Source organism: Pseudomonas sp. JS425 (assembly GCF_018223845.1).
GTDB classification, from domain to species: Bacteria; Pseudomonadota; Gammaproteobacteria; order Pseudomonadales; family Pseudomonadaceae; genus Aquipseudomonas; species Aquipseudomonas asiatica.
The window spans coordinates 2,638,098-2,662,367 of the sequence record NZ_CP073661.1; the positions used below are offsets into that span (position 1 = coordinate 2,638,098).

General features: G+C 60.7%; 22 protein-coding genes. 11 read left to right on the forward strand and 11 right to left on the reverse strand.

The window, feature by feature from the left end; translation table 11 throughout:
* Positions 1 to 211: 211 nt before the first annotated feature.
* Together gabP and KDB76_RS12090 are read right to left on the reverse strand one after the other, a co-directional pair.
* Positions 212 to 1,597, reverse strand: a complete 1,386-nt coding sequence (gene gabP, locus KDB76_RS12085; protein WP_013972215.1) for a GABA permease — start codon at positions 1,595 to 1,597, stop codon at positions 212 to 214.
* 83 nt (positions 1,598 to 1,680) lie between these two features.
* Positions 1,681 to 2,454, reverse strand: a complete 774-nt coding sequence (locus tag KDB76_RS12090) for a creatininase (protein WP_038409380.1) — start codon at positions 2,452 to 2,454, stop codon at positions 1,681 to 1,683.
* Between the two features lie 331 nt (positions 2,455 to 2,785).
* Here KDB76_RS12090 and KDB76_RS12095 point away from each other — a divergent pair, with 331 nt between their 5' ends.
* A complete protein-coding gene (locus tag KDB76_RS12095; protein WP_013972217.1) occupies positions 2,786 to 3,349 on the forward strand; it encodes a hypothetical protein in 564 nt (187 codons plus the stop codon).
* Positions 3,350 to 3,548: 199 nt separating this feature from the next.
* A complete protein-coding gene (locus KDB76_RS12100; RefSeq protein ID WP_013972218.1) occupies positions 3,549 to 4,760 on the forward strand; it encodes a M24 family metallopeptidase in 1,212 nt (403 codons plus the stop codon).
* 92 nt (positions 4,761 to 4,852) lie between these two features.
* Here the strand turns inward: KDB76_RS12100 and KDB76_RS12105 are convergent, their stop codons facing one another.
* Positions 4,853 to 5,233 carry a cupin domain-containing protein gene (locus tag KDB76_RS12105; protein WP_013972219.1) on the reverse strand — a complete coding sequence of 127 codons (381 nt, stop codon included), beginning with the start codon at positions 5,231 to 5,233 and terminating at the stop codon, positions 4,853 to 4,855.
* 110 nt (positions 5,234 to 5,343) lie between these two features.
* Between KDB76_RS12105 and KDB76_RS12110 the strand changes: the two genes are divergently transcribed.
* Positions 5,344 to 6,195: a LysR family transcriptional regulator gene (locus KDB76_RS12110; RefSeq protein ID WP_013972220.1), complete on the forward strand. Its 852-nt coding sequence runs from the start codon at positions 5,344 to 5,346 to the stop codon at positions 6,193 to 6,195.
* 99 nt (positions 6,196 to 6,294) lie between these two features.
* On the opposite strand, the gene KDB76_RS12115 is transcribed toward KDB76_RS12110, so the two are convergent.
* Positions 6,295 to 7,194: a LysR family transcriptional regulator gene (locus KDB76_RS12115; RefSeq protein WP_024086846.1), complete on the reverse strand. Its 900-nt coding sequence runs from the start codon at positions 7,192 to 7,194 to the stop codon at positions 6,295 to 6,297.
* Between the two features lie 106 nt (positions 7,195 to 7,300).
* On the opposite strand from KDB76_RS12115, the gene KDB76_RS12120 reads away from it, so the two are divergent.
* Complete coding sequence (locus KDB76_RS12120; RefSeq protein WP_024086847.1) at positions 7,301 to 8,302, forward strand: zinc-dependent alcohol dehydrogenase family protein; 1,002 nt, start codon at positions 7,301 to 7,303, stop codon at positions 8,300 to 8,302.
* A 123-nt stretch (positions 8,303 to 8,425) separates the two neighbouring features.
* Here the strand turns inward: KDB76_RS12120 and arsJ are convergent, their stop codons facing one another.
* From arsJ to KDB76_RS12145, 5 genes are all read right to left on the reverse strand, one after another.
* Positions 8,426 to 9,649 (reverse strand): organoarsenical effux MFS transporter ArsJ, encoded by a 1,224-nt coding sequence (gene arsJ / locus KDB76_RS12125; protein WP_013972223.1) that lies wholly within the window; start codon positions 9,647 to 9,649, stop codon positions 8,426 to 8,428.
* A gap of 9 nt (positions 9,650 to 9,658) precedes the next feature.
* Positions 9,659 to 10,663 (reverse strand): ArsJ-associated glyceraldehyde-3-phosphate dehydrogenase, encoded by a 1,005-nt coding sequence (locus KDB76_RS12130; protein ID WP_013972224.1) that lies wholly within the window; start codon positions 10,661 to 10,663, stop codon positions 9,659 to 9,661.
* A gap of 23 nt (positions 10,664 to 10,686) precedes the next feature.
* Positions 10,687 to 11,403, reverse strand: a complete 717-nt coding sequence (gene arsH / locus KDB76_RS12135; protein ID WP_013972225.1) for an arsenical resistance protein ArsH — start codon at positions 11,401 to 11,403, stop codon at positions 10,687 to 10,689.
* A 4-nt stretch (positions 11,404 to 11,407) separates the two neighbouring features.
* Positions 11,408 to 12,469: an ACR3 family arsenite efflux transporter gene (gene arsB / locus KDB76_RS12140; protein WP_013972226.1), complete on the reverse strand. Its 1,062-nt coding sequence runs from the start codon at positions 12,467 to 12,469 to the stop codon at positions 11,408 to 11,410.
* A gap of 114 nt (positions 12,470 to 12,583) precedes the next feature.
* Positions 12,584 to 12,940 carry a metalloregulator ArsR/SmtB family transcription factor gene (locus KDB76_RS12145; RefSeq protein WP_013972227.1) on the reverse strand — a complete coding sequence of 119 codons (357 nt, stop codon included), beginning with the start codon at positions 12,938 to 12,940 and terminating at the stop codon, positions 12,584 to 12,586.
* Between the two features lie 384 nt (positions 12,941 to 13,324).
* On the opposite strand from KDB76_RS12145, the gene KDB76_RS12150 reads away from it, so the two are divergent.
* From KDB76_RS12150 to tcuB, 3 genes are all read left to right on the forward strand, one after another.
* The gene (locus KDB76_RS12150) at positions 13,325 to 14,245 is read left to right on the forward strand and encodes a LysR family transcriptional regulator (protein ID WP_013972228.1); all 921 of its coding nucleotides are present in this window, start codon (positions 13,325 to 13,327) and stop codon (positions 14,243 to 14,245) included.
* Between the two features lie 148 nt (positions 14,246 to 14,393).
* Positions 14,394 to 15,848 carry an FAD-dependent tricarballylate dehydrogenase TcuA gene (gene tcuA, locus KDB76_RS12155; RefSeq protein WP_024086848.1) on the forward strand — a complete coding sequence of 485 codons (1,455 nt, stop codon included), beginning with the start codon at positions 14,394 to 14,396 and terminating at the stop codon, positions 15,846 to 15,848.
* Positions 15,829 to 17,010, forward strand: a complete 1,182-nt coding sequence (tcuB, locus tag KDB76_RS12160; RefSeq protein WP_024086849.1) for a tricarballylate utilization 4Fe-4S protein TcuB — start codon at positions 15,829 to 15,831, stop codon at positions 17,008 to 17,010. Before tcuA ends, tcuB begins: the two co-directional genes overlap by 20 nt.
* A gap of 60 nt (positions 17,011 to 17,070) precedes the next feature.
* Here tcuB and KDB76_RS12165 read toward each other — a convergent pair whose 3' ends face one another.
* A complete protein-coding gene (locus KDB76_RS12165; RefSeq protein ID WP_013972231.1) occupies positions 17,071 to 17,964 on the reverse strand; it encodes a LysR family transcriptional regulator in 894 nt (297 codons plus the stop codon).
* Between the two features lie 147 nt (positions 17,965 to 18,111).
* Here KDB76_RS12165 and KDB76_RS12170 point away from each other — a divergent pair, with 147 nt between their 5' ends.
* The 4 genes from KDB76_RS12170 (at position 18,112) to KDB76_RS12185 (ending at position 23,318) form a co-directional block, all read left to right on the forward strand.
* Positions 18,112 to 19,191: a 4-oxalomesaconate tautomerase gene (locus KDB76_RS12170; protein WP_015270082.1), complete on the forward strand. Its 1,080-nt coding sequence runs from the start codon at positions 18,112 to 18,114 to the stop codon at positions 19,189 to 19,191.
* A gap of 73 nt (positions 19,192 to 19,264) precedes the next feature.
* Entirely contained in the window at positions 19,265 to 20,578 is a 1,314-nt protein-coding gene (gene dctA / locus KDB76_RS12175; RefSeq protein ID WP_003256769.1) for a C4-dicarboxylate transporter DctA, read from the forward strand.
* A 123-nt stretch (positions 20,579 to 20,701) separates the two neighbouring features.
* Positions 20,702 to 22,006 (forward strand): citrate:proton symporter, encoded by a 1,305-nt coding sequence (locus KDB76_RS12180; protein ID WP_013972233.1) that lies wholly within the window; start codon positions 20,702 to 20,704, stop codon positions 22,004 to 22,006.
* 58 nt (positions 22,007 to 22,064) lie between these two features.
* Entirely contained in the window at positions 22,065 to 23,318 is a 1,254-nt protein-coding gene (locus KDB76_RS12185) for an OprD family porin (RefSeq protein ID WP_038409385.1), read from the forward strand.
* Positions 23,319 to 23,366: 48 nt separating this feature from the next.
* On the opposite strand, the gene KDB76_RS12190 is transcribed toward KDB76_RS12185, so the two are convergent.
* Positions 23,367 to 24,266, reverse strand: coding sequence for an EamA family transporter (locus KDB76_RS12190; protein ID WP_023660554.1), 900 nt, complete (start codon positions 24,264 to 24,266; stop codon positions 23,367 to 23,369).
* Positions 24,267 to 24,270 lie beyond the last annotated feature (4 nt).

Consider the following 24,270-nt stretch of genomic DNA (forward strand, 5'->3'; position numbering starts at 1 on the left):
TACAATGCAAGATGACGTGTTCAGCGCCTGTCTCCCGATACAGGCAATTTTTTGTGTAAAAGGGCTCCAAGCCTGCGGCGGCATACTACACGCAGCAATCAGGCTACAGGGTGCGCACTGGCCGATATTCGCCCTCTGTTTTCGGTTTGACGCAAAAAGGCGACACCCTGCGAACGCATAGCCTTCGCAGGGCGAAGCGGCTGAGCCAGCCTCAGGCCGATTTGGTTGCGACACGGGGTAGTGGGCGCTTCCTGGGCGAGAAGATCGAACTCATGCACACGATGGCAATTGCCAGCGCGCCGGTTGTCATTACTTCCATGCGGTGGCCGGGCATGATCAGCATCATTGCCAGAATCCCGATGATGGAGGCGACGACCAAGTAGCTCAGCCAGGGGAACAACCACATCTTGAAGGCCATGACCTCACCTCGACGAGCCATCTGCTTGCGCAGGATCAGTTGCGATACCGCGATGGCCAGGTAGACCAGCAGTGCCACGGCACCGGAACTCGCCAGCAGGAAGGAGAACACCTCGTCCGGCGCAAAGTAGTTCAACGCGGTGGTGAGGAAGCCTACAGCGGTGCTGGCCATGACCGCGACGAATGGCACACCGGCCGATGAGGTGCGCTGGAGAACGGCAGGGCCGTCGCCACGTCTGCTCAGCGAGTAGACCATGCGCGATGCGGTGTAGATTGCCGAGTTGAGGCAGCTGGCCACGGCAATCAGCACGACGACATCCACGATCATCTTGGCGTGAGGGATGTTCATCAGCTCAAGGGCCCTCTGATAGGAGCCGACCTGCACCAGCATGGGGTCGTTCCAGGGCACGATCGAGACGATCAGGAACACCGAGACGATGTAGAAGATGCCCATGCGCCACACGACCGAGTTGGTAGCGCGGGTGATCTGTCTGGAGGGGTCCTTGGATTCTGCGGCGGCGATGGTGACGATTTCGGTGCCCATGAAACTGAACACCGTGGTCAGCATGGCGCCAATCACCGCTGCCATGCCGTTGGGCATGAAACCGCCGAAGTCGTTGCTCAGCTTGGCCACGCCACTGACGCTGAGGTTTGGCACCACGCCGGTCAGGGCCAGCGCACCCAGGGCGATGAAGGCCAGTACGGCGATGACCTTGAGCATGGCGAACCAGAACTCGAACTCCCCGTAGCGCGCAACGCTGAACAAGTTGGTCAAGGTGAGCAGGGCAGTAACGGCCAGTGCGAATTCCCAGGTTTCGATCGCGGGGAACCAGGCATGCAGGATTGCCGCTGCGGCAATTGCCTCGATGGGAATGACCAGCACCCAGAACCACCAGTACAACCATCCAATGGTAAAACCGGCCGAACGACCCATTGCGCGTTCGGCATAGGTGGAAAACGAACCGGTATCAGGGGAAGCAACTGCCATTTCACCGAGCATGCGCATGACCAGCACAACCAGTGTGCCGGACATGATGTAGGCCAGGATGGCCGCTGGGCCGGCCGCTGCAATTGCATGCCCCGATCCGATGAAAAGGCCGGCACCGATAGCGCCGGCTATCGAGAGCATGGTGACGTGGCGCTGCTTGAGGCCGGGGGCCAGAGTTGAATGGCTGGACATTATCATTACCCTTGTTGTTATAGATGGCGGGTTAACAGCTAATGCGAATCGTGCTCTGGTAGATCAATGCGGTGTTGCGGCGCTTAACTGAATGCCTCGCGGACAGTGTTGCTGATGCCTTCGGTGCAGACACGCAGAATCAGTTCGCCTTTCTCGCGGCTGGCGCCTTTTGGCGATGACAAGGTTCCACACGCCGGCGTGCGCTCGGCAATGATCGGGAACACATCGTAGGGGGGGAAGGTGGCTGGCGGATGATCGACGGCACGGGTCAGGTCGACTTTCTCGGGGTGCAGGGCCAGCATCAACGAAGTCTCGAAGACGCCACCGTGTTCAATGTCCCAGCCGAGGAATCCGTCAGGGTAGAGTTCCTGGATGACCTCAGGCGCGTTGACGAAGTCCCAGTAGGACAGGACCACGACCTTGAAATCGGTGATGCCGGCATAACGGAGTTCGCGCAGCGCCAGGTCGATGCCTTCCACGATGAACATGGAGTTCTCGTAGTGCCCGTTCATCATCACCAGCTGACGCGCGCCGTGCCGGGCCAGCTCCCTGATGATGTCCTGGATGGTATGTGTCAGTGTTGCGCCATCCAGGCTGGTGGTGCCGGGAAAGTGGTTTCCGCCGCCCGATTTTTGCTGCGACTTGTAGCCGTAGGCCAATGCGGGGAGCACCAGGCCGTCGACATTGCGCGCTACGGCCTTGCACAGCGCGGTCGGTAGCAGTACATCCACTTCCATGCACATGTGGTGGCCGTGTTGCTCCAGGGCGCCTACAGGCAAGAATATCGGGCTGCCGGATGCAACACGCCGGGCGTACTCGGGCCAGGTGAGTTCGCCAATTACAACGCTATCGTTCATCGGGTGGTCTCTCTATGTTCTTGTAATTGCAAAAGCTCGTCCGGTTTGCAGCAGTAGCAGATGTCCCAATTTGATCAGATCGCCATCGGCTGGAATTGTCAGTTTCCGACCTGGAATTGACAAAAGCTGCCGTGGCTCTATCCCGTAGGTCACGGCATGAGTTGATTCACGAGTTCAGGGGCGGCGAAAACGTTCATGTCGGACGAACTGATTTGCTTGCCCATTCTGCCTGGCAATTAGGGGTCGAAATCTGACATATCTGGCCAGGCAACTACCGGGACAATATTACTGTTCGCAGTAGACGCTGCGTGGGTAAAGTTGGAGGTAGTACATGCAGCAATTGACCGAAGTGGGCCAGCCATTGGCAAGCACAGTGCGCATTGGTTTCCTGTTGAGTGAAGGGTTTGATTTCTATGCGTTGGCCGCCGCATTGGAGCCGTTGCGCATCGCCAATGAAATTGCCCGGTGCGAAGTGTGCCAGTGGCAGATCATCAGCCTTGGCGGCCGGCCGTTGAAGGCCAGCAACGGCATTTCCACGGCCACCGTGGAACTGAGCCAGGCAAAACCGCTGGATATACTCATTGTCTGCCCGGGTGATGAAATGCGTTCACGCACAGGCACCCCGCATCTGCGCCACCGTGTATCGGGGCCGAAGGTGCGCTGTGCGGCAAAACAGATGACGTGGTGGTTGCCCACCGTTGACGATCACGCAGACCTGCCTGTCGGCCAGATCAAATGTGTGCATGCACCGGCCAGTGTTTCGGAACAGGTCAAGAAGACCCTGGCTTTGTTCCCGCCGTCTACATCCCACCTGCTTGGAGTCAGCGAACTGGCAACGCTGATCGGCGTTTCGCGGCAGCTTCTCGAGCGCTTGTTCGCGCACCGACCCCACTGAATCCTCACTATCGGTTGATTGCGCTGGTGCCTCGGATTCTGCGTCGCCTTTGCGGTGTTTGGCCTCGTTTGCACGGCGACGGATCTGGTCATTTACGGGTCGGATTCGCGCAAAAAAGCATTCGGCTTATCTGGTCGAATGGTCACCAGTGGCACCGATAAACAAGTTTCTCCGCTGTTAACTACAAGGAATAAAAAACATGCAAATGCCAAAAACCATTCAGATCAAGAACGGCGAAAAAGTCAAACCGACGTTCTCGCAACAGGAATATGCCAACCGTCAGTCCAAGTTGCGCACTTACCTGGCACAAAACAATATCGATGCTGCGGTCTTTACCTCCTACCACAATATCAACTACTACAGCGACTTCCTGTACTGCTCGTTTGGCCGCCCCTATGCACTGGTTGTCACTCAGGAAGCCGTCGTGTCGATCAGTGCCAACATCGATGGTGGCCAGCCATGGCGCCGTACGGTCGGTACCGACAACATCATCTACACCGACTGGCAGCGTGATAACTATTTTGTCGCGATTCAGCAGGCACTGCCCAAGGCCGGGCGCATCGGCATCGAGTTCGACCACCTGAACCTGATGAACCGGGACAAACTGGCCAGCCGTTACCCGCAGGCCGAGCTGGTGGACATCGCCGCGCCGTGCATGCGCATGCGCATGATCAAGTCGGCTGAAGAACACGCGATCATCCGCCAGGGCGCCCGGGTAGCCGACATCGGTGGCGCTGCAGTGGTGGAGGCCCTGCGTGACCAGGTACCTGAGTACGAAGTGGCATTGCACGCTACCCAGGCGATGGTGCGTGAGATCGCCCGCACCTACCCGGACTCCGAGCTGATGGATACCTGGACCTGGTTCCAGTCGGGCATCAATACCGACGGCGCCCACAACCCGGTGACCTCGCGCAAGGTCAACAAGGGCGACATCCTCAGCCTCAACTGCTTCCCAATGATCGCGGGTTATTACACCGCACTGGAGCGTACGCTTTTCCTGGACCACTGTTCCGATGAGCACCTGCGCCTGTGGGAGGTCAACGTCAAGGTGCATGAGGCTGGCCTTGAACTGGTCAAGCCCGGCATGCGTTGCAGCGACATCGCGCTGCAGCTGAACGAGATCTTCCTGGAGCACGATCTGCTGCAATACCGTACGTTCGGTTACGGCCACTCGTTCGGTACGCTTAGCCATTACTATGGTCGCGAGGCAGGCCTGGAGTTGCGTGAGGACATCGACACCGTACTCGAGCCGGGTATGGTGGTGTCGATCGAGCCGATGATCATGCTGCCCGAAGGCCTGCCGGGAGCTGGCGGTTACCGTGAACACGACATCCTGATCGTCAATGAGCACGGCAGTGAAAACATCACCAAGTTCCCGTACGGTCCGGAACACAACATCATCAAAAAGTGATTGAACCCGCCGCACAGTCACCCTGTGCGGCTTTCTCCCTGCACCGGCGATTTGCGCGGTGCGCCTGAAGGCGTGAACCGCGGTTGACTGAATTACGCCGGATATAACTGCTCCTCTATCGAAACCGTGAGTGATGAAGTCTCTGCGCCGGTGTGGAGGGTGGTATCCGTTTCGATCAGCATGACCGCACATTCTTCCTCGGCAATCGGCCGGTGTCGCATTTGCTTTGGAATCACGCAGAATTCTCCTGCGTTCAGGACAATGGTGCGGCTTTCGAGCTCGATGCGAAGCGTGCCAGAGACCACCGTAAACATTTCGTCTTCATGTTCATGGGCATGCCAGACGAACGCGCCTTTCAATTTCGCAATCTTGATGAATTGGTTGTTGACGCGGCCGATGACCTTGGGCTTCCAGTATCCGGTCAGCGTATCCAGTTCATGTTGCAGGTTGATGCTGTCCACCGTGTTGATCATGCGCGTACTTCCTTCTGCAACTCAGTCTGAGGCTTGCAATCTAGAGCGGCGCGTGGCTTTTGCGTAGCGACGAATTACAATACCGGTATTAACACTGCTAATGGCCTGGCATGAACAAGAACCACACCCTTGATCTGGCGCTGCTCAGGGCCTTTGTCGAAGTGGCGGATACCGGAAGCATGAGTGTTGCATCGGTAGGGCTGCACCTGACACAAGGGGCTGTCAGCCAGCGAATCAAGCGGCTGGAGGCATTCCTCGGCTGCCCATTGCTGATGCGTGACACTCAAGGCAGTAGCCTGACCTGGCAGGGGAGGTCGTTGTTGCCCGACGCTCGTCGCCTGCTGCGGATGCATGATGCATTTTGCGCCAGTGTCGGGGCCAGGGAATCAGACGCCCCGGTGCGTCTCGGGCTCCCGTTCGATATGGCCGGCGCGCCGCTTGCTCCCGTGCTGAAGGCGTTCGGTGATGCCTTCCCCAAGGCCGAGGTAAAGATCTTCAGTGCTTCGTCCGTGGACCTCGACCAGGTGTTCGCCACGGGCGAACTCGATCTGGTGCTCAGCCAAGGCCCGGTTGATGTCGAGTTGGGCGAACGCCTGGCTGTTGATCAGCTGGTGTGGCTGGGCAACGAGACTGCATCGGCACGGCGCCCATTGGCTCTGTGCTTCCTGACGGCGAATTGCGCCTTTCGCGACACCGTTTTCCGGTGTCTTGGCGAAGCAGGTATCGTGGCAAAGGTGGTATTTGAAAATGCGTCGGTCGATACCACTTTGACCATGGTTCGCAACGGGCTGGCGGTTACGCCATGGCTGCAAAGTCTCGTTCCTGAAGATATCAGCCTGGCTGCACCTGAATGTGGGTTACCGACACTGCCCGCGTTCGCCGTGCGGTTGCAGACGGTCGAGGATGCCAGTCGTTCCGTTTCTGGCCTCGCGGACATTATCCGGGAACATTTCAAGCGCTGAGACGGCTGCGTTTCTCATCACTGCGAAGCCGGTCCAAATGAGCAGTGCCAGATTGTTTGTTGACGTTGCTCCACGCCTGTGCACCCGACTGACGCAGGCCTACGGCTCTTGCGCAAGACCGTGCAGGTGCTCGCGCAGAAAGTCGATGAAGGCCATCGCCCGTGCCGAATGTCGCCGCTCGCGGCTGAACACCGCGCTGACGGGCAGTGCCGTGGCTTTGTAATCGTCAAGCACGCTTAGCACGCTGCCGCGTTCAACGTCTGCTTTGAAAAGCCATTGTGGGGAGAGGGAGATGCCCAAACCGCACAGCACCATTTCCCGAATGGCCTCGCTGCTGTTGCTGGTGACGTTGCCTGTGATGGCGATATCGAACGCGTCCGACCCCCGTGTGAAGCGCCAGCGATCGTATTGCTCCAGCAACGTGAAGCCGATGCAGTTGTGGTTTGCCAGTTCGCCAGGCTCCAGTGGCAGGCCGTGGCGTTCCAGATAGGCAGGCGAGGCGTATACCTGCCGCAGGGTGTTGCCGAGCGGTACCGCCACCAGGCCCTCGTTTTTCACTACGCCTATCCGGATCGCCACATCTATGTCCTCCATGAGCAGGTCTTCGTTGTGATCGTTCAGCCGGAGGTCAAGCCGCACATCGGGATAGCGCTGCAGAAAAGTCCCGATCAGAGGCGCTATGCACAAGCGTCCGTAGCTGACCGGTGCGGCGACGCGCAGGGGCCCCGCTATCTGCTCCTGGCCACTGGCAAAGCTGCGTGTGGCACTTTCGAGTTGACCGAGAATTTCCTGGCAGTGGCGGTAGAAACGTTGCCCTTGGTCGGTCAGCGCCAGGTGGCGGGTGCTGCGGGCGAATACTGGCCCGCCCAGGTATTGCTCCAGCGCACGGACCTGCTTGCTGATTGCCGGCTGCCCCATGTTCAGCTCCCGGGCCACTGCCGAGAAAGACCCACGCTCCACGACGCGTACGAAGATGCGCATGCTGTCGAACAGATCCATTGCCACCTGGCCTCTACTGGGAATGAGTAATATGCAAATTCAGCTTCTTATCGGAATGGGTGAGGGGGCGCAACCTGTATGCATCCACTGAACAGAGGTATCCGTCATGAGTCAGACCATGCTTGCCGCCATCGCCGAGTCCGCCCAAGCCCCACTGGTCGTTCGCCGCATTCCTCGCCCGGTTCCCGCTAGAGGCCAGGTCCTTGTCAGCGTTCACGCCGCTGGAGTAAACCCGCTCGATACCAAGATTGCCTCTGGTGCAGGGGCGCACGCCCGTCAGGCGCTGCCAGCGGTGCTTGGTCTGGATCTGGCCGGTACGGTCGTCGAACTGGGCGAGGCGGTAGAGGGCTTCACGCTCGGCCAGGAGGTTTTCGGCATGGCCGGCGGAATCGGCGGGGCCCAGGGCACCATGGCCGAATACATTGCCGTGGATGCCCGGCTTATCGCAGCAAAACCGCACACTCTGGGCATGCATGAGGCAGCAGCCTTGCCTTTGGTGTTCATCACCGCCTGGGAAGGTCTGGTTGATCGAGCCAATGTCCGGGCTGGCCACACCGTGCTTGTTCACGGTGGTGCAGGTGGGGTAGGCCAGATGGCCATCCAGCTGGCGAAAGCTCGCGGGGCCAAAGTCTGTGCCACCGGTTCGGCCAGCAGCCTCGATTTCATACGTTCACTGGGTGCTACGGCGATCGACTACCAGGCGCAGAGCGTAGAGTCCTACGTCGAGCAACATACCGCAGGGGCAGGTTTCGACATTGTTTATGACACTGTGGGCGGTAGCACGCTGGATGCGTCATTCAAGGCGGTGAAGCCCTATACCGGTCACGTGGTGAGCTGCCTTGGTTGGGGCGAGCACAGTCTTGCGCCGCTCTCGTTCAGAAGCGCCACTTATTCGGGGGTGTTCACCCTGGCCCCGTTGCTCACGGGCCAGGGCCGCGAACACCATGGCGCAATCCTGCGCGAGGCGGCCGAGCTGGCAGATGCGGGGCAACTGACGATCCGGGTGGATCGGCAACGGTTCGCACTGGACGAGGTAAACGACGCCTTCCGCCAGGTCGCAGAAGGCCGCGCCAAGGGCAAGACAATCATCCAGTTGTTGAGCGAATAGAACCGAGAACGTTGAACGCCAAGGCATCCGCCGATGGGGCCGCTTTACCGAGCGGCCCCCTGACTTTGTCGTGCTGGAGAGCAGGTTTCGGGGGACGCGATTCTATGGCACACGCTGAGTGGGTCAATTGCAATCGCTGGCATGCCTTGGCAATGCACTCGATATCAGTGCTGCCAGCAGAACAAATACTGTGGAGATCCACAGGCAGGCCTCCAACCCGTAAGCCTGGAATACCCAGCCGGAAAGCAGCGTACCGACCAGCCGCCCTAGCGCGTTGGACATGTAGTAGAAGCCCACATCCAGCGATACCCCGTCTTCCTTGGCATAGCTGACGATCAGGTAGCTATGCAGTGACGAATTAACGGCGAACAGCACGCCGAACAGCATCAGCCCGCCAAGCACCATCACCTGGGCCGACCAGCCCGCCGACAGGCCCACGGCGATGAGCGCCGGCAGCCCGGCAAGGGCGATCGCCCAGATGAAAGCCGCGCGACCGTCGGGCACCTGGCCGCGTTTCTTGCCAGTGATGTGGGGGGCAAGCGACTGGACGATGCCGTAGCCGATTATCCATGCAGCCAGGAAGCCGCCGACCAGCCAGAAGTCCCAGCCAAAAGCCGTGGTCAGGTACACCGGCAATGCCACGACGAACCAGACGTCACGGGCGCCAAAGAGAAACAGCCGTGCGGCCGAAAGAATGTTGATGGCCCGGCTCTTGGACAGCATGTCGCGGAACTTCGGCTTGGCCTTGGCCTTGCCGAGGTCCTTCTTCAGCAGGATCAGGCTGCCGACCCAGATCAATGCCAGTACCGTCGCCATGGCCAGCACCGCCAAGGTAAACCCGAGCAGTGCGAGCAGTGCTCCGCCGAGGAAGAAGCCCACTCCCTTGAGTGCATTTTTCGAGCCCGTGAGGATGGCTACCCACTTGTAGAGGGTGCCTTGCTGGCTATCCGGCACCAGGAGCTTGATGGAGCTCTTGGCACTCATCTTGTTCAGGTCCTTTGCGATGCCGGACAGCGCCTGTGCCGCCATCACCCAGGGCACTGTCAGCCAGGCTGCTGGTACCGTGAGCATCAGCAAGGCCAGCACCTGCATGCCCAGGCCGATGTTCATGGTGCGGTTGAGCCCCAGGCGGGCGCCGAGGTAGCCGCCCACCAGGTTGGTGATCACGCCGAACACTTCATAGAACAGGAACAGCGCCGCGATCTGCAGCGGCGTGTAGCCCAGCGTATGGAAATGCAGTACCACCAACATGCGCAACGCACCGTCGGTGAGGGTGAAGGCCCAGTAGTTGCCGGTAACCAGCAGGTACTGACGCACGTGTGCAGGCAGGGCTGACAACGCCTTCATGATTGCCGGTTACTCCGCCGTGCCGACCATTCGGGCCAGTTCCGCTGCGCGGTTGGCGTAGCCCCACTCGTTGTCGTACCAGGCGTAGATCTTCACCTGGGTACCATTGACCACCAGGGTCGATAGCGCATCGATGATGGAGGACCGCGGGTCGGTGCGGTAGTCGATGGACACCAGCGGTCGCTGTTCGTAGCCCAGAATACCCTTCAACGGGCCTTCGGCAGCCGCCTTCAACAACGCATTTACCTCTTCGGCCGTGGTCTCGCGTGCCACTTCGAACACGCAGTCGGTCAGCGAGGCGTTGGCCAGCGGTACACGTACGGCGTGCCCATTCAGTTTGCCGCGCAGTTCAGGAAAGATCTCGGCGATTGCGGTAGCCGAGCCCGTGGTGGTCGGGATCAGGCTCATGCCCGAGGCGCGGGCGCGACGCAGGTCCTTGTGCGGTGTATCGAGGATGCTCTGGGTATTGGTCAGGTCGTGGATGGTGGTGATCGAGCCGTGGCGGATGCCCAGGTTCTCGTGAATCACCTTGATCACCGGGGCCAGGCAGTTGGTGGTGCAGGAAGCGGCGGTGACGATACGGTGCTGCGTCGGGTCGAACAGGTGCTGGTTGACGCCCATCACCACGTTCAGCGCGCCTTTCTCCTTCACTGGCGCGCAGACCACCACGCGTTTGACGCCCTGGTCCAGGTAGGCCTGGAGCACGGCCACCGACTTCATCTTGCCGCTGGCTTCGATGACCAGGTCACAGCCCGACCAGTCGGTGTCGGCGATCGTCTTGTTCGCAGTGACCTTGATGCGCTTGCCCTCGATCACCACCGAGTCGCCATCTGCCCCGGCTTCACGATCCCAGCGGCCGTGGACCGAATCGAAATTGATCAGGTGGGCGTGGGTTTCGGCGTCGCCAGCCGGGTCATTGATCTGGACGAATTCGAATTCCGGCCAGCCCCAGGACGCGCGTAGCGCCAGGCGACCGATACGGCCAAACCCATTGATGCCTACTTTGATTGCCATGGTCTTGTTCTCGAGTTGTGACTTCAGATGGATCGTTGATTGACACGCCTGGATAATTCCTCGGCCGACTCCTTGCGCTCGGAGTAGCGGTCGACGAGGTAGTCGGCGCGGTCGCGTAACAGCAGGGTGAACTTCACCAGCTCCTCCATGACATCGACGACACGGTCGTAGTACGGGGACGGTTTCATGCGGCCCGTTTCGTCGAACTCCAGGTAGGCCTTGGGCACGGACGACTGGTTAGGGATGGTGAACATGCGCATCCAGCGGCCAAGCACGCGCAACTGGTTGACCACGTTGAACGACTGCGAACCGCCACATACCTGCATGACCGCAAGGGTCTTGCCCTGGGTCGGCCGTACGGCGCCCATGCTCAGGGGGATCCAGTCGATCTGCGACTTGAACACGCCGGTCATTGCACCGTGGCGTTCCGGCGAGCACCAGACCATGCCTTCGGACCACAACACCAGATCGCGCAGTTCCTTGACCATGGGGTGGTCATCGGGCACGTCATCCGCCAGTGGCAGCCCGGTCGGATTGAAGATGCGCGTCTCGGCACCGAAGTGCTCCAGCAGGCGCGCCGCTTCTTCCGTCAGCAGGCGGCTGAACGAGCGTTCGCGGGTCGATCCGTACAGCAGCAGGATGCGAGGCTTGTGGGTGGACTGCTGCGCGATCGCCAGTTTCTCGGCTGTCGGCACATCGACCAAGTCGTTGTCGATGTTGGGAATGTGGTGTTCGGTCATGGTTTCACTCCTGAGACAAGGCGCCAGATGGCTGATCGAACCAGCGACGCTTGAGCCACCAGGCCACGCCAACCAGCGAGATCAGTACCGGCACTTCCACCAAGGGCCCGATGACGGTGGCAAACGCGACCGGCGAGGCGAGGCCGAAGGTGGCGATGGCCACAGCAATGGCCAGTTCGAAATTGTTGCTTGCCGCGGTGAAGGCCAGCGCAGTGGTGCGGGGGTAGTCGGCCTCCAGCAGCTTGCCCATCCAGAAGCTGAAGAAGAACATCACCACGAAATAGATGGTCAGCGGGATGGCGATGCGCAGCACGTCCAGCGGCAGTTGCAGCACCATGTCGCCTTTCAGGCTGAACATGGCAACGATGGTCAGCAGCAACGCCACGAGCGTCAGCGGGCTGATTTTCGGAATGAAGTGCTCCTGGTACCAGGTGGCACCTTTCCGGCTGATCAGGGTCTTGCGGGTCAGGAAACCGGCCAGGAACGGGATGCCCAGGTAGATCAACACCGATTGGGCTATATCGAGGAAGCTGGTCTCGATGACGCTACCTTCCAGGCCGAACAGTGGCGGTAGCAGGCCCAGGAAGATCCAGGCGTACACGCTGAAGAACAGGATCTGGAAAATGCTGTTGAAGGCGACCAGTCCGGCCACGTACTGGTTATTGCCGCCGGCGATCTGGTTCCATACCAGCACCATGGCGATGCAACGCGCCAGGCCGATGAGTATCAGGCCGGTCATGTACTCGGGCTTGTCGGAAAGGAACACTACTGCCAGCCCGAACATCAGCACCGGGCCGATCACCCAGTTCTGGATCAGCGACAGGGCGAGGATGCGCTTGTCCTTGAAGACCTGTGGCAACTCCTCGTATTTCACCTTCGCCAATGGCGGGTACATCATGACGATCAGGCCGATTGCGATGGGGATGTTCGTCGAGCCCACCGACAGCCCGTTCAGCCACGCTGGCAACCCCTGGAACAGGCTGCCGAGAGCGATCCCCAGGCCCATGGCCAGGAAGATCCAGACCGTCAGGTAGCGGTCGAGGAAGGAAAGCCGGCTTTTGCTCATGGTGTATCTCCCTGAACGTCAGTGCGTTCCGATGATCGCCAGCTCGGCCTTGAGCCCGGCGGCATCCAGTTGTTCGAAAGGCAATGCGAGAAATGCCTTTTTTCTCGGCAGTGGTCAGCAGCAGGCAGCGACGCGCTGAGGGCGGTCACCCATGGTGTCCAGTCGTTTGGCGCTGGTGCTCAACCATTCGCGATTGGCTTCCAGTGTGGTTACCAGAACATCGCGTACCCAGGCGGGAAGCTCTGGATGCAGGCGGTAGTAAACCCATTGGCCCTGCCTGCGGTCTTCAAGCAGGCCGCAGGTGCGCAATTGTGCGAGGTGGCGGGAAACCTTGGGTTGGCTTTCTTCCAGGGCACAGATCAGTTCACAGACGCACAGCTCTTCCTCGCGAGCGATCAGCAGCATCATCCGAATGCGGTTCTCGTCGGCGAGGCATTTGAAGACCTGGGTCGGGGTCAGCGAGTCAGTCATGGGCGTTCTCGGGGCGGGCAGCTGGTGCCTATGGCGGGGTATTCAATGTATATGTTTTTTCGAATATACGGATTTTCGAATGTATTGCAAGGCCGCCGGATCTGTTCTGCGCACCATGTGAAAGCAACGGCCTTGCTCAATTCCCAAAGCTGGCGCGATCCCTGTGGGAGCGGCCTTGTGTCGCGAAAGGGCCGCAAAGCGGCCCCAGGTTTGATGTGCAACAGTTGAAATTGCTGGGGCTGCTATGCAGCCCTTTCGCGACACAAGGCCGCTCCCACAAGGTCCTTGTCAACTTGATGAGGCACAGTGGCGTTCTGTCGATCCAGGCTGTGCAAATACGTTTAACATGCTCCAGGCCCGCCCTCATCGTTGAAAGAGAGTTGTATGGAGTTACGTCAGCTTCGCTATTTCCTGAGTGTTCTGGAGTACGGCAGCCTTGGCAGGGCTGCGGTCGAGCTAGGGGTTGGCGCCTCGGCTTTGAGCCAGCAGTTGTCGAAGCTGGAGAGCGAGGTGAGTACCCGGCTTTTGACGCGTTCGAGCACCGGCGTAGCGCCGACCGCGGCCGGGCTGGCCTTCGAATACCATGCGCGTCTTGCGCTTCGTCAGGCGGAACATGCTGTGCTGGCAGCTCAAAGTGGCCGCATGAGCGGCTATGCCAGTGTGGGGCTGGCACCGACCACTGCATCGATCCTTGGCTTGGCGTTGATCGACAGGATGCGCGAACGCTATCCCGACATCCGGCTGCACCTGGTGGAGATGCTGTCTGGTTATCTGATGAACCAACTCAATGCCAGGCACCTTGACCTGGCGGTGCTGTTCCAGGCAGAGACGGGGCCGCGCCTGGAGGTGCGGGGGCTGCTGACGGAGCGGCTGTTCGTGCTGGTTCCCGCACCGCTGGTCAAGGACGGCTGGGGCGAGTCGCTCACGTTGCAACAGATCGCGACGTTGCCGTTGGTGATGCCCAGCAACCAGCATGGATTGCGCACGACGTTGCGCTCGATTTTCGAGCGGGCAGGGCTGGAGGCCAGCATCGTCATGGAAGTCGATGGCCTGTCGCTGTTGATGGATTGCGTGTGTGCGGGCCATGCCGCCACCATCCAACCTGGTGCGACAGTGGCCCGGGCGCATCAGGCGGGCCTGCGCGTGTTTGCTGTCGACGAAGCCCTGGCGCAGCGTCGCAATGTGATTGTCAGCCTGACTGATGACGAGCTCTCACCGGCGGCGCTGGCTACGCGGATCGTACTGCAGGACGTTGCCCGGGAGCTGGTGGAGCAGGGCCGATGGCCAGGCGCACGGCTGCTTTGACCCAGGCGCCGGGTGCGCTTGTTCCGACCCTTTAGAAAAACTGAATGCCTCCCCCCGACCATCGCGTTTCGCGGTCTGCGGGCGCTCATTAAAGTCCCCGGTCACGAGGAGCAGCCGAACATTCGGCTCTTCGTGATCTGGAGGCGAAATGATCGATGTGCTAGTCATCGGAGGGGGCAATGCCGCCCTCTGTGCCGCGCTGATGGCGCGAGAGGCCGGAGCCAGCGTGCTGCTGCTCGAGGCCGCACCCCGCGCCTGGCGTGGTGGCAACTCACAACACACGCGTAACTTGAGGTGCATGCATGATGGCCCGCAGGATGTGTTGGTCGAGGCATACCCGGAAGAAGAATTCTGGCAGGACCTGCTGAAGGTTACCGGTGGCCAGACCGACGAAAAGCTTGCGCGGCTGGTGATTCGCGCGTCCTCCAGTTGTCGCGGGTGGATGCGCCGCCATGGCGTGCATTTTCAGCCCTCATTGTCCGGTGCGCTGCACACAGCAAGGACCAACGCCTTCTTCATGGGCGGTGGCAAGGCACTGGTCAATGCCTACTTTCGCAGCGCCGAAAACCTTGGCGTACAGATACGCTACGACACGCCAGTAGCCGACATCGAACTGCAGGGCGGACGCTTCGTCGCGGCCCATGTGCCGGCGCGTGAGGTTCAGGGGCGACACCTGCCTGCCGAGCGCATCGAGGCGCGTACCTGTGTGCTTGCCGCCGGCGGCTTCGAGTCCAACCGTGAGTGGTTGCGCGAGGCGTGGGGGCAGAACGAGCGAGGGGAGTGGCCTTCGGACAATTTCCTGATCCGTGGCACGCGCTTCAATGACGGGGTGCTGTTGCGCCGCATGATCGAACAGGGCGCCGACACGATTGGCGACCCGACCCAGGCGCACATGGTGGCGATCGATGCTCGTGCGCCGTTGTACGACGGCGGCATTTGCACGCGCATCGATTGTGTGTCGCTGGGCGTGGTGGTCAACCGCGATGGCCAGCGCTTCTACGATGAAGGCGAGGATTTCTGGCCCAAGCGCTATGCCATCTGGGGGCGCCTGGTGGCGCATCAGCCTGGGCAGGTGGGGTTCTCTATCATCGACCAGAAAGCCCTCGGGCGCTTCATGCCACCGGTTTTTCCAGGCGCCACTGCCGATAGCCTGGAGGCGTTGGGCGGCCTGCTCGGTTTGCCTGTGCAGGCCTTCCTGGAAACCGTGCATGCCTACAACCGAGCCTGCCAGGTGGGCACTTTCGACCACACCCGGCTGGACGACTGCCACACCGCAGGCCTGGAACCGGCGAAGAGCCACTGGGCGCGCCCGATCGATACGCCGCCTTACTACGGCTACCCGCTGCGCCCTGGCGTGACTTTCACCTACCTGGGGCTGCGCACCGATGAAACCGCCGCCGTCCATTTCGACGGGCGTCCCAGCCCGAACCTGTTCGTTGCCGGCGAAATGATGGCGGGCAATGTACTGGGCAAGGGCTACACCGCAGGCGTCGGCATGTCCATTGGCACCGCCTTCGGCCGTATTGCCGGGACCAGCGCTGCTGCGGCGGCGGGTTACGAACATCCAGAAAAAGAGAAGAGCCATGACTGCGCAACTGCCTGAGCCACGCCAGCCTGACACCGCCGGGCCGGCCCTCGAACTGATCCCGGTGTTGAACGTCGAGGAGCAGGAAGTGGACCGGCAAATGCGGATCTGCAATGCCTGCCGTTACTGCGAGGGCTTTTGCGCCGTTTTCCCGGCGATGACCCGCAGGCTGGAGTTCGGCAAGGCCGATATCCATTACCTGGCCAACCTGTGCCACAACTGCGGCGCCTGCCTGCATGCCTGCCAGTACGCGCAGCCCCACGAATTCGCGGTGAACGTGCCCCAGGCGATGGCCAAGGTGCGCGGGCAGACCTACGCCGAGTACGCCTGGCCGGCCCTCTTCGGGCGGCTGTACAGGCACAACGGCACCTATGTCGCCAGTGCATTGGCCGTAGCCTTGTCGCTGTTCCTGCTGCTGACCTTGTTCGTCAACGGCACGCTGCTGCCCGGGCGGTTGGCTGGGAATTTCTATGCGGTCTTCCCGCACAACACCCTGGCACTGATGTTCGGTAGCGTCTTTGCCGCTGCAGCGCTGGCCCTGGCGGTGGCGGTACGTCGCTTCTGGCGCTCGGTCTCGCCTGCCGAGGCGCTGGCGCAACCGGCCAAAGGGGCGGTGTTCGAGGCATCAAGCGCGGTGTTGACCCTGAAATACCTCGACGGTGGGCACGGCCAAGGTTGCAACAATGCCGATGATCGCTACACGCTCTGGCGCCGTCGCTTCCATCACTTCACCTTCTACGGCTTCATGCTGTGCTTTGCCGCCACGGTGGTCGCCACCGGTTATCACTACCTGCTGGGCCAGCAGGCGCCGTACCCGCTGCTGAGTGCACCGGTGTTGCTCGGAACCCTGGGCGGAATTGGCTTGATTGTCGGGCCGGCCGGGTTGCTGGCGCTGAACCTGCGCAGGGCGCCGGAGCAGGGCGATGTGGCCCAGCGCCCCATGGACCGGGCCTTCATTCTGCTTCTGCTGTTGGTCAGCGCCACAGGCCTCGCCTTGCTGGGCCTGCGTGATACCGCCGCGATGGCGATCGTGCTGGCGCTTCACCTGGGGACGGTGATGGCGCTGTTCATCACGCTGCCCTATGGCAAGTTTGCCCATGGCCTGTTCCGCAGCGCGGCACTGCTCAAGTTTGCACTCGAGAAGCGCCGGCCCAACAAGCTGGGCCTGGGCGGGGAGTGAACCATGAACTCAGCCCGTATTTCCCCTGCGCCGTGCCGAGCCGGAAGCAAGGCATTTCGTTCAACGGTTGGGCCACTTGTCCAGCAGGATCGACACGAACTTCTCCGCTGCCGGCGACAGCGACGCCCCTCTGCGGTAGACCAACCCCAGGGTGCGGGTTACCTGGGGCTCGATCAGCGGCACGCTGACCAGCGTCGGGTGGTCGGCGCTGGGCATGGCCAGGCTGGGCATGGCCGACACGCCCAGCCCGGCCTCGACCATGCCCAGCGAAGTGGACAGGTGCTGAACCTCATAGAACCACTTGGGCCGCAGGTTGAGCCCGGACAGGGCATGGTCCAGCAGCATCCGGTTACCGCTAAGCCGGCCTACGCCGATCAGGCGGTAGTCGGCCAGTTCTGTCCAGGTGACGGCCTCACGGTTCGCCAGCTTGTGGTCCCTGCGGCAGGCCAGCACGAAGTGCTCCTGTACCAAGGAGACGAACTCGATGTCCGGGTGCTGGCCACTCATCATGTTGATGCCGAAATCGGCTTCACCCCGCAGCACGGCTTCGAGCCCGTCGTTGGCACTGAGGTCCAGCAGACGAATGCGAATCTTGGGGTATTGCTCGTTGTAGTCGCGGATCACCGATGGCAGGAAATAGAACGCTGCGGTCGGAATACAGGCGAGGGTTACCTGGCCGGTCTGTCGTTCTGCGAGTTCGCGAATGCTCAGGATCGAGTCTTCGAAGTCATCCAGCAGGCGCCTGGCCTTGGGCAGGAAGTCACGCCCGACGCTGGTCAGGCTGACCCGACGAGTAGTGCGTTCCAGCAACGAAGTGCCCAAGCCTTCCTCGAGCTTCTTGATCCGTCGGCTCAAGGCGGGCTGGGACAGGTGCAGCGCTTCTGCGGCTTCGTGGAAGCTGCCGAGTTCGGCGATTTTCACGAAAGATCGTATGTCTTGCAGCTCATATTCCATCTCGGATCGCTCTTGGCATTGGGTTCGGTATTGATGCTTAAATCGGAACAATAACTACGATATTTGCATTGGATTGATTTATCCATCCCTGTCAATCTTTTGTCCACAGCATCAATGATGTCCATTGATCAACAAGAGTGCGAAATCATGCAACGAATTCCTTGCGTACTCATGCGCGGTGGCACCTCCAAGGGCCCCTTTTTCCATGCATGGGACCTTCCTGCCAATGTGGTCGAACGCGACGAATTGCTGATCAACCTGATGGGTTCCGGGCATGAACTGGAAATCGACGGCATCGGTGGCGGTAGCCCGCAGACCAGCAAGGTAGCGATTGTCAGCCCCTCGCTGCATGCCGACGCCGACGTCGACTACCTGTTCGTGCAGGTCATGGTCGCCCAGCGCCGGGTCGATACCGCGCCCAACTGCGGCAACATGCTGTGCGCCGTTGGCCCGTTCGCCATTGAGCAAGGTCTTGTCAAAGGCCAGGACGGCAAGACGCTGGTGCGTATTCGCAACCTCAACACCGGCACTTTCGTCAATTCGCTGGTGGAAACCCCCGGCGGCATCGTGCGCTATGAAGGCCGCACGGCGATCGATGGCGTACCGGGCACTGCCGCCCCGGTACACCTGACCTTCCTCGATGCGGTCGGCAGCAAGACCGGCAAACTGTTCCCGACTGGCAAGGCCAAGGATGTGATTGACGGCGTTGCAGTCACCTGCATCGACATGGCCATGCCGATGATGGTGGTGGAAGCCAGCCAGCTGGGCGTCACCGGCTCGGAATCCCCGGCCGAACTCGACGCCAACGGCGAACTGCTCGAGCGCCTCGAGGCGTTGCGCCTGAAGGCCGGCAAGGCCATGGGCCTGGGTGATGTCAGCGGCATGGTCATCCCCAAGCCTGTGCTGGTGTCCAAGCCCCGTTATGACGGCACGTTGCAGGTTCGCTACTTCATGCCGCACAACTGCCACCGCGCCTTGGCCATCACCGGAGCGATAGGGCTGGCGACTGCCTGCGTCAGCCCAGGTACGGTGATCGGCGATCTGCTGGGCGAGGGCGCCGTGCAGTTGACCGAAGTGCGTCTGGAACATCCAAGTGGCGGTATCGATGTCGCGCTGTCGCGCAGTGGCGCAGATGGCAAGACGATTCAGGCCTCTGTGGTGCGAACTGCCCGGCGGTTGTTCTCAGGCTTCGTTTACGCGCCTACATTCCGCAGGTTGGCGGGGTAGGCCCAGGCGGTAGTCCAGACCTGTACATTCGCAACAAGCGCATCCGCACAATTTCAACAATGGGTGATGCCTCATGAGACTCGCCAAATCGCTGTACTTCCAGATCCTCTGCGCCGTCCTGCTGGGCGTGGTGGTCGGTCACTTCTGGGCGCAACAGGCCGTTGCGCTCAAGCCCCTGGGTGATGCGTTCATCAAGCTGATCAAGATGATGATCGCGCCGGTGGTTTTCTGCACTATCGTCACCGGTATCGCCGGGATGACCGACAAGCGCTCCCTCGGGCGTTTGATGAGCAAGACCTTGCTGCTGTTCCTGGTATTGACTGTCATCAGCCTGATGATCGGCCTGGCAGCGGTATACCTGTTCCGCCCAGGTGTCGGCATGAACATCGACCCTGCCACTCTCAGCACTGCGGGGCTCGGCCAGTACGCCGCATCTGCGGCGAAGCTCAGCGTGGTCGACTTCTTCATGCATATCATTCCCGACACGTTCATCGGGGCGTTCAACAAGGGTGAAGTGTTGCCAGTGCTGTTCATCGCGGTGCTCAGCGGCTTCGCCTTGTCTTCGATGGGCGAGAAGGGCAAGCCGGTACTCGATGTGCTGGAGTCTGCCTCGACCATGGTGTTTCGCATCTTTGGCTACCTGATGCGTTTCGCACCGGTCGGCGCCTTCGGTGCCCTGGCCTTCACCGTCGGGCAGTATGGCGTGACGTCCCTGGGTGCACTGGCCAAGCTGGTAGGTACGCTCTACATCGCCTGTGCGTTTTTCGTGCTGGTGGTGCTTGGCGGCATCTGCCGTGCCCATGGCTTCAGCTTGTGGAAGCTGCTGCGCTATTTCCGCGAGGAGTTTCTGGTGGTGCTCGGCACCTCGTCCACCGAGCCTGTACTGCCGCGCATGCTGGAAAAGCTGGAGAAACTGGGCTGCAAGAAAGGTGTGGTCGGGCTGGTACTGCCAACCGGTTACTCCTTCAACCTCGACGGTACTGCCATCTACCTGTCGTTGGCGGCGGTCTTCATCGCTCAAGCTTGCAACATCGACCTGAGCCTTGGCCAGACGGTGACGATGCTGGCAATCATGCTGTTGTCGTCAAAAGGCGCGGCGGGTGTGACCGGTAGTGGTTTCGTTGCGCTGGCTTCGACCTTGACCGTCATTCACGACATCCCGTTGGCAGGGCTTGCCTTGCTGATCGGCATCGATCGCTTCATGTCCGAGGCGCGTGCCCTGACCAGCCTGGCCAGCAATGCCGTGGCCACGGTGGTCATCTCGCTGTCGGAGAATGCCTGTGAGCGGGAAACCTTGCTGCGCCGCCTGAACGGCATTCCGGCTGCACCGGACGAGGCGGATATTGCGCAGGCCGACTGGTCTGCCGAGCCTCGGCATCACGGCTGAAAAGCCTCTTCACCTTCCATAGTTGACTTAGAATCCCACTCAGCATCCCTGCGATGCCGAGTGGGGTAGGGGGCCGTCTGCCTTGCCGATGGCCGCAATAGAATAAAAACAAGAGAAAAGACCATGCTCGCACTCCTGGGCCTGATCATGGTGGTGACCTTCACCTACCTGATCATGAGCAAACGCCTGTCGCCAATCGTTGCGCTCACCGTGGTACCCATTGTCTTTGCAGTGATCGGCGGCTTCGCCCCCGAGCTGGGCAAGATGATGCTCGATGGCTTGAAAATGGTGGCGCCCTCGGCGGCCCTGTTGTTGTTCGCCATCCTGTTCTTCGGCCTGATGATCGATGCCGGCCTGTTCGACCCGCTGATCCGCAAGATCCTCAAGCGCGTCAATGGCGACCCGGTCAAGATCGCCATCGGTACCGCGCTGCTGTCGCTGCTGGTGGCGCTCGACGGTGACGGCACCACCACCTACATGATCACCTGCGCGGCCATGCTGCCGCTGTACAAGCGCATCGGCATGAACCCAATGATCCTGGCCACGGTATCCATGCTGTCGCTGAGCATCATGAGTGGCATGAGCCCTTGGGGTGGGCCGGCCACCCGGGCCATTGCCGCGCTCGGGCTGGATGCGACCGAGTATTTCATCCCGATGCTGCCGACCGTGATCGGCGGTGCGGCCTGGGTAGTGTTCACCGCGTTCCTGCTGGGCCGCGCCGAGCGCCGACGCATCGGTAACATCGCCCTGGAGTCGGGTGGCGGCAACTGCTACATCAAGGAAATCCTCGGCGAGAGCCCACATAAGCGCCCACGCCTGGCGTATGTGAACCTGGTGCTGGTGATTGCCGTCATGGCAGCGCTGGTGATGGGCGTGATGCATTCCGCACTGTTGTTCATGATCGGTTTCGTCGCGGCGCTGATGATCAACTACCCGCAGCTGGATCTGCAGAAAGAGCGCATCCTCGCCCATTCTGGCAATGCCATGACAGTGGTACTGCTGGTATTCGCCGCAGGCATCTTCGCGGGGATCTTCTCGGGTACCAAGATGGTCGATGCGCTGGCTCAGACCCTGGTCGACTGGATTCCCGAGGCGTGGAGCCACTGGTTCCCGCTGGTGGTGGCGCTGACCAGCATGCCGCTGACCTTCGTACTGTCCAACGACGCTTACTACTTTGGCGTGGTGCCGATCCTTGCCAACGCTGCGGCCGCCTACGGCATCGACCCGGTTGAAATCGCCCGCGCCTCGGTGCTGGGGCAGCCAGTGCACCTGATGAGCCCGCTGGTGGCCTCGACCTTGCTGCTGGTGGGCATGGTCGATCGCGACATCGGCGACTTCCAGAAGGCCACCGTGAAATGGGCGGTGCTGACATCACTGGTCATCACCGCACTGGCCTTGGTCACGGGTGCCTTGTCCTTCTTCGTCTGATCTGCTTCGGGCGCCGCTGGCGCCCACCTCATCCAAGAACAACAACAGAGTATCGAAAATGTCCCGAATTGTTTTCCGCCGGGCCACCTGTGGCCTGCTTTGCGGCTGGCTGCCTGTGGCCGGCGCTGCCGGATTCATCGACGACGGCAAGCTCAAGCTGCAGCTGCGCAACGTTTACTTCAACGAAAACTTCCGCGACGAACAAGGCATGAGCGCCCGCGCTGCTGCAACTGCAAAGAGCGAGCGGGTGGAATGGGCGCAGGGTTTTCTGCTCGACTACCAATCAGGGTTCACCCAAGGCCCGCTGGGCCTGGGGCTCGATGCCTTGGGGCTTGTAGGCGTACGGCTCGATTCGGGCCGCGGCCGCAGCGGTACCGGCTTGCTGCCGGTGCATGACGATGGCCGTGCCGCGGACGAGTTCGCCAGTGCCGGGGTAACCGCCAAAGCTCGACTGGGGCAGACCATCGTCAAGCATGGCACCTTGCTGCCCAAGACACCGGTGTTGGTGTACAACGATGCACGATTGTTGCCTCAGACCTACCAGGGTACGCAGCTGACCAGTACCGATGTCGATGGCCTGACCCTGACCGCCGGCCACCTGGACCGCTTCAAGCAGCGGGACTCCTCGGACAGCACCGGTCTGTTCCTGGATGGTTATGGTGGCGGCGAGTCTGGCGATTTCAACTTTGCCGGGGCCGACTATGCCGTCAGCAAGCAGCTGCGCCTGAGCTATTTCCACGGCCAGCTCGAACACTTCTATCGCCAGGACTATGCCGGCCTGGTACACGACCTGCCGTTGGGTGGAGGGGTGTTCACCACCGACTTGCGCTATTTCAAGAGCCGCGACAGCGGAGCCGCTCATGGCGGCCAGATCGACAATGACATGTTCAGCGGGCAGTTGTCCTATACCCACTCCGGGCACACTGTCGGTGCCGGTTACCAGGTGCTCGACGGCGAGGCAGGGCTGCCGTACATCAGCGGCGCGACGGTTTACTCGTTCAGTAACGTTGGCATAGGCAAGTTCATCGAGGAGGAAGAGAAAACCTGGATGGCGAGCTACGCCTACAACTTTGCAGCGGCCGGTGTGCCCGGGCTGACCTTCATGGCGCGTTACCTGAGCGGGGACAACGGTCGTTCCGGTGAAGCCGGGCTCAGCGAGTGGGAGCGTGATGTGGAGCTTGCCTACGTGGTGCAATCCGGGCCTGTGAAAGGTCTGGGTGTGAAGCTTCGCAACTACGTCTACCGCTCTGACTTTTCCCGAGGGCGCGACAGCAACCGGATCTACCTGACCTACGATATTGCGATCTGGTAATGCGGCCGTGCGAGCATGCATGCCTCGAGGTGCTTGCTCGCACGCGTTTCATGCTTTGGACGGCTGTGGCGCTTTCTTGCCAAGTCGGATCAGCTCATTGGAGAAGCACAGGCCGAAGAGAATCAGCCCGGCCCCCAGGTACAACGTGTCCCGCGGTACTTCATTGAGCACCACGAACGCCAGCAGTGCGGCAAACAGCGGCTCGGTCAGCTCCAGCGCCTGGACTTGCGAGGGTTTCAGGTACTCGATGGCCTTGGTGGTACAGAAGAAGCCGAGGATAGTCGGCAACGCAGCCAGCGCCAGCAATGCCAGGACCGCTCCCGGCGACAGTTCACCAATGATGAACCCATCGGTTGCAGCCGGCATCAGCAGGTAGAGGCTGCCGAAAAACAAGAGTTGCCGAGTGAAATGCAGCCCCCCGGAAACGCCCATGCGCTTCATGGCAACTGAAAATGCACCGTAGCCGCAGCCCCCAGTCGCAGCAAGCATTGCGCCTTGCAGCGTGAAGCCTTGGTCCAGGTCGGCTCCAAAAATCACGGCAATACCAGCTATGGTCAAACCGGCGCCTACTGTCGCATTGGCGGTGATTGGATCCTTGAGGACTATCCGTCCCAGTAATATCGAAGAAATGGAGGCGCTTGCCATCAGGATCACCACGACGCCTGCCGCGGCGTAATGGCTATAGGCCGAAGTCTCAAAGTGGAACAGCACAAAAATGCCGAGAAAGGCGCAAACGGCGGCATGGAACCATTTGGCCGTATGCAGTGGCCGCTTGAGGAACAGTAGCAGTGCTGACAGCAACAGGCAGCCGAGGACTGTTTTTATCAGGGCGATGCTGCTGGAGCTGAATCCGCTGTTCATCAATACCTTGCTGAGTACACCGATCGTTGCATTCAGTGCAGCGGCGCAGAGTGCAAAGAGCAAGCCTTTGCTGAAATGAGATTGCATTTAT

Coding starts and splice junctions, on each gene's coding strand:
- KDB76_RS12190 (WP_023660554.1), bottom strand. CDS start 24,266: ATGCAATCTCATTTCAGCAAAGGCTTGCTCTTTGCACTCTGCGCCGCT.
- KDB76_RS12115 (WP_024086846.1), bottom strand. CDS start 7,194: ATGGATCTGTTCGACAGCATGCGCATCTTCGTACGCGTCGTGGAGCGT.
- KDB76_RS12090 (WP_038409380.1), bottom strand. CDS start 2,454: ATGAACGATAGCGTTGTAATTGGCGAACTCACCTGGCCCGAGTACGCC.
- KDB76_RS12150 (WP_013972228.1), top strand. CDS start 13,325: ATGGAGTTACGTCAGCTTCGCTATTTCCTGAGTGTTCTGGAGTACGGC.
- arsH (WP_013972225.1), bottom strand. CDS start 11,403: ATGACCGAACACCACATTCCCAACATCGACAACGACTTGGTCGATGTG.
- KDB76_RS12130 (WP_013972224.1), bottom strand. CDS start 10,663: ATGGCAATCAAAGTAGGCATCAATGGGTTTGGCCGTATCGGTCGCCTG.
- KDB76_RS12095 (WP_013972217.1), top strand. CDS start 2,786: ATGCAGCAATTGACCGAAGTGGGCCAGCCATTGGCAAGCACAGTGCGC.
- KDB76_RS12145 (WP_013972227.1), bottom strand. CDS start 12,940: ATGACTGACTCGCTGACCCCGACCCAGGTCTTCAAATGCCTCGCCGAC.
- KDB76_RS12100 (WP_013972218.1), top strand. CDS start 3,549: ATGCAAATGCCAAAAACCATTCAGATCAAGAACGGCGAAAAAGTCAAA.
- gabP (WP_013972215.1), bottom strand. CDS start 1,597: ATGTCCAGCCATTCAACTCTGGCCCCCGGCCTCAAGCAGCGCCACGTC.
- tcuA (WP_024086848.1), top strand. CDS start 14,394: ATGATCGATGTGCTAGTCATCGGAGGGGGCAATGCCGCCCTCTGTGCC.
- KDB76_RS12165 (WP_013972231.1), bottom strand. CDS start 17,964: ATGGAATATGAGCTGCAAGACATACGATCTTTCGTGAAAATCGCCGAA.
- KDB76_RS12185 (WP_038409385.1), top strand. CDS start 22,065: ATGTCCCGAATTGTTTTCCGCCGGGCCACCTGTGGCCTGCTTTGCGGC.
- KDB76_RS12170 (WP_015270082.1), top strand. CDS start 18,112: ATGCAACGAATTCCTTGCGTACTCATGCGCGGTGGCACCTCCAAGGGC.
- KDB76_RS12110 (WP_013972220.1), top strand. CDS start 5,344: ATGAACAAGAACCACACCCTTGATCTGGCGCTGCTCAGGGCCTTTGTC.
- tcuB (WP_024086849.1), top strand. CDS start 15,829: ATGACTGCGCAACTGCCTGAGCCACGCCAGCCTGACACCGCCGGGCCG.
- arsJ (WP_013972223.1), bottom strand. CDS start 9,649: ATGAAGGCGTTGTCAGCCCTGCCTGCACACGTGCGTCAGTACCTGCTG.
- KDB76_RS12120 (WP_024086847.1), top strand. CDS start 7,301: ATGAGTCAGACCATGCTTGCCGCCATCGCCGAGTCCGCCCAAGCCCCA.
- arsB (WP_013972226.1), bottom strand. CDS start 12,469: ATGAGCAAAAGCCGGCTTTCCTTCCTCGACCGCTACCTGACGGTCTGG.
- dctA (WP_003256769.1), top strand. CDS start 19,265: ATGAGACTCGCCAAATCGCTGTACTTCCAGATCCTCTGCGCCGTCCTG.
- KDB76_RS12105 (WP_013972219.1), bottom strand. CDS start 5,233: ATGATCAACACGGTGGACAGCATCAACCTGCAACATGAACTGGATACG.
- KDB76_RS12180 (WP_013972233.1), top strand. CDS start 20,702: ATGCTCGCACTCCTGGGCCTGATCATGGTGGTGACCTTCACCTACCTG.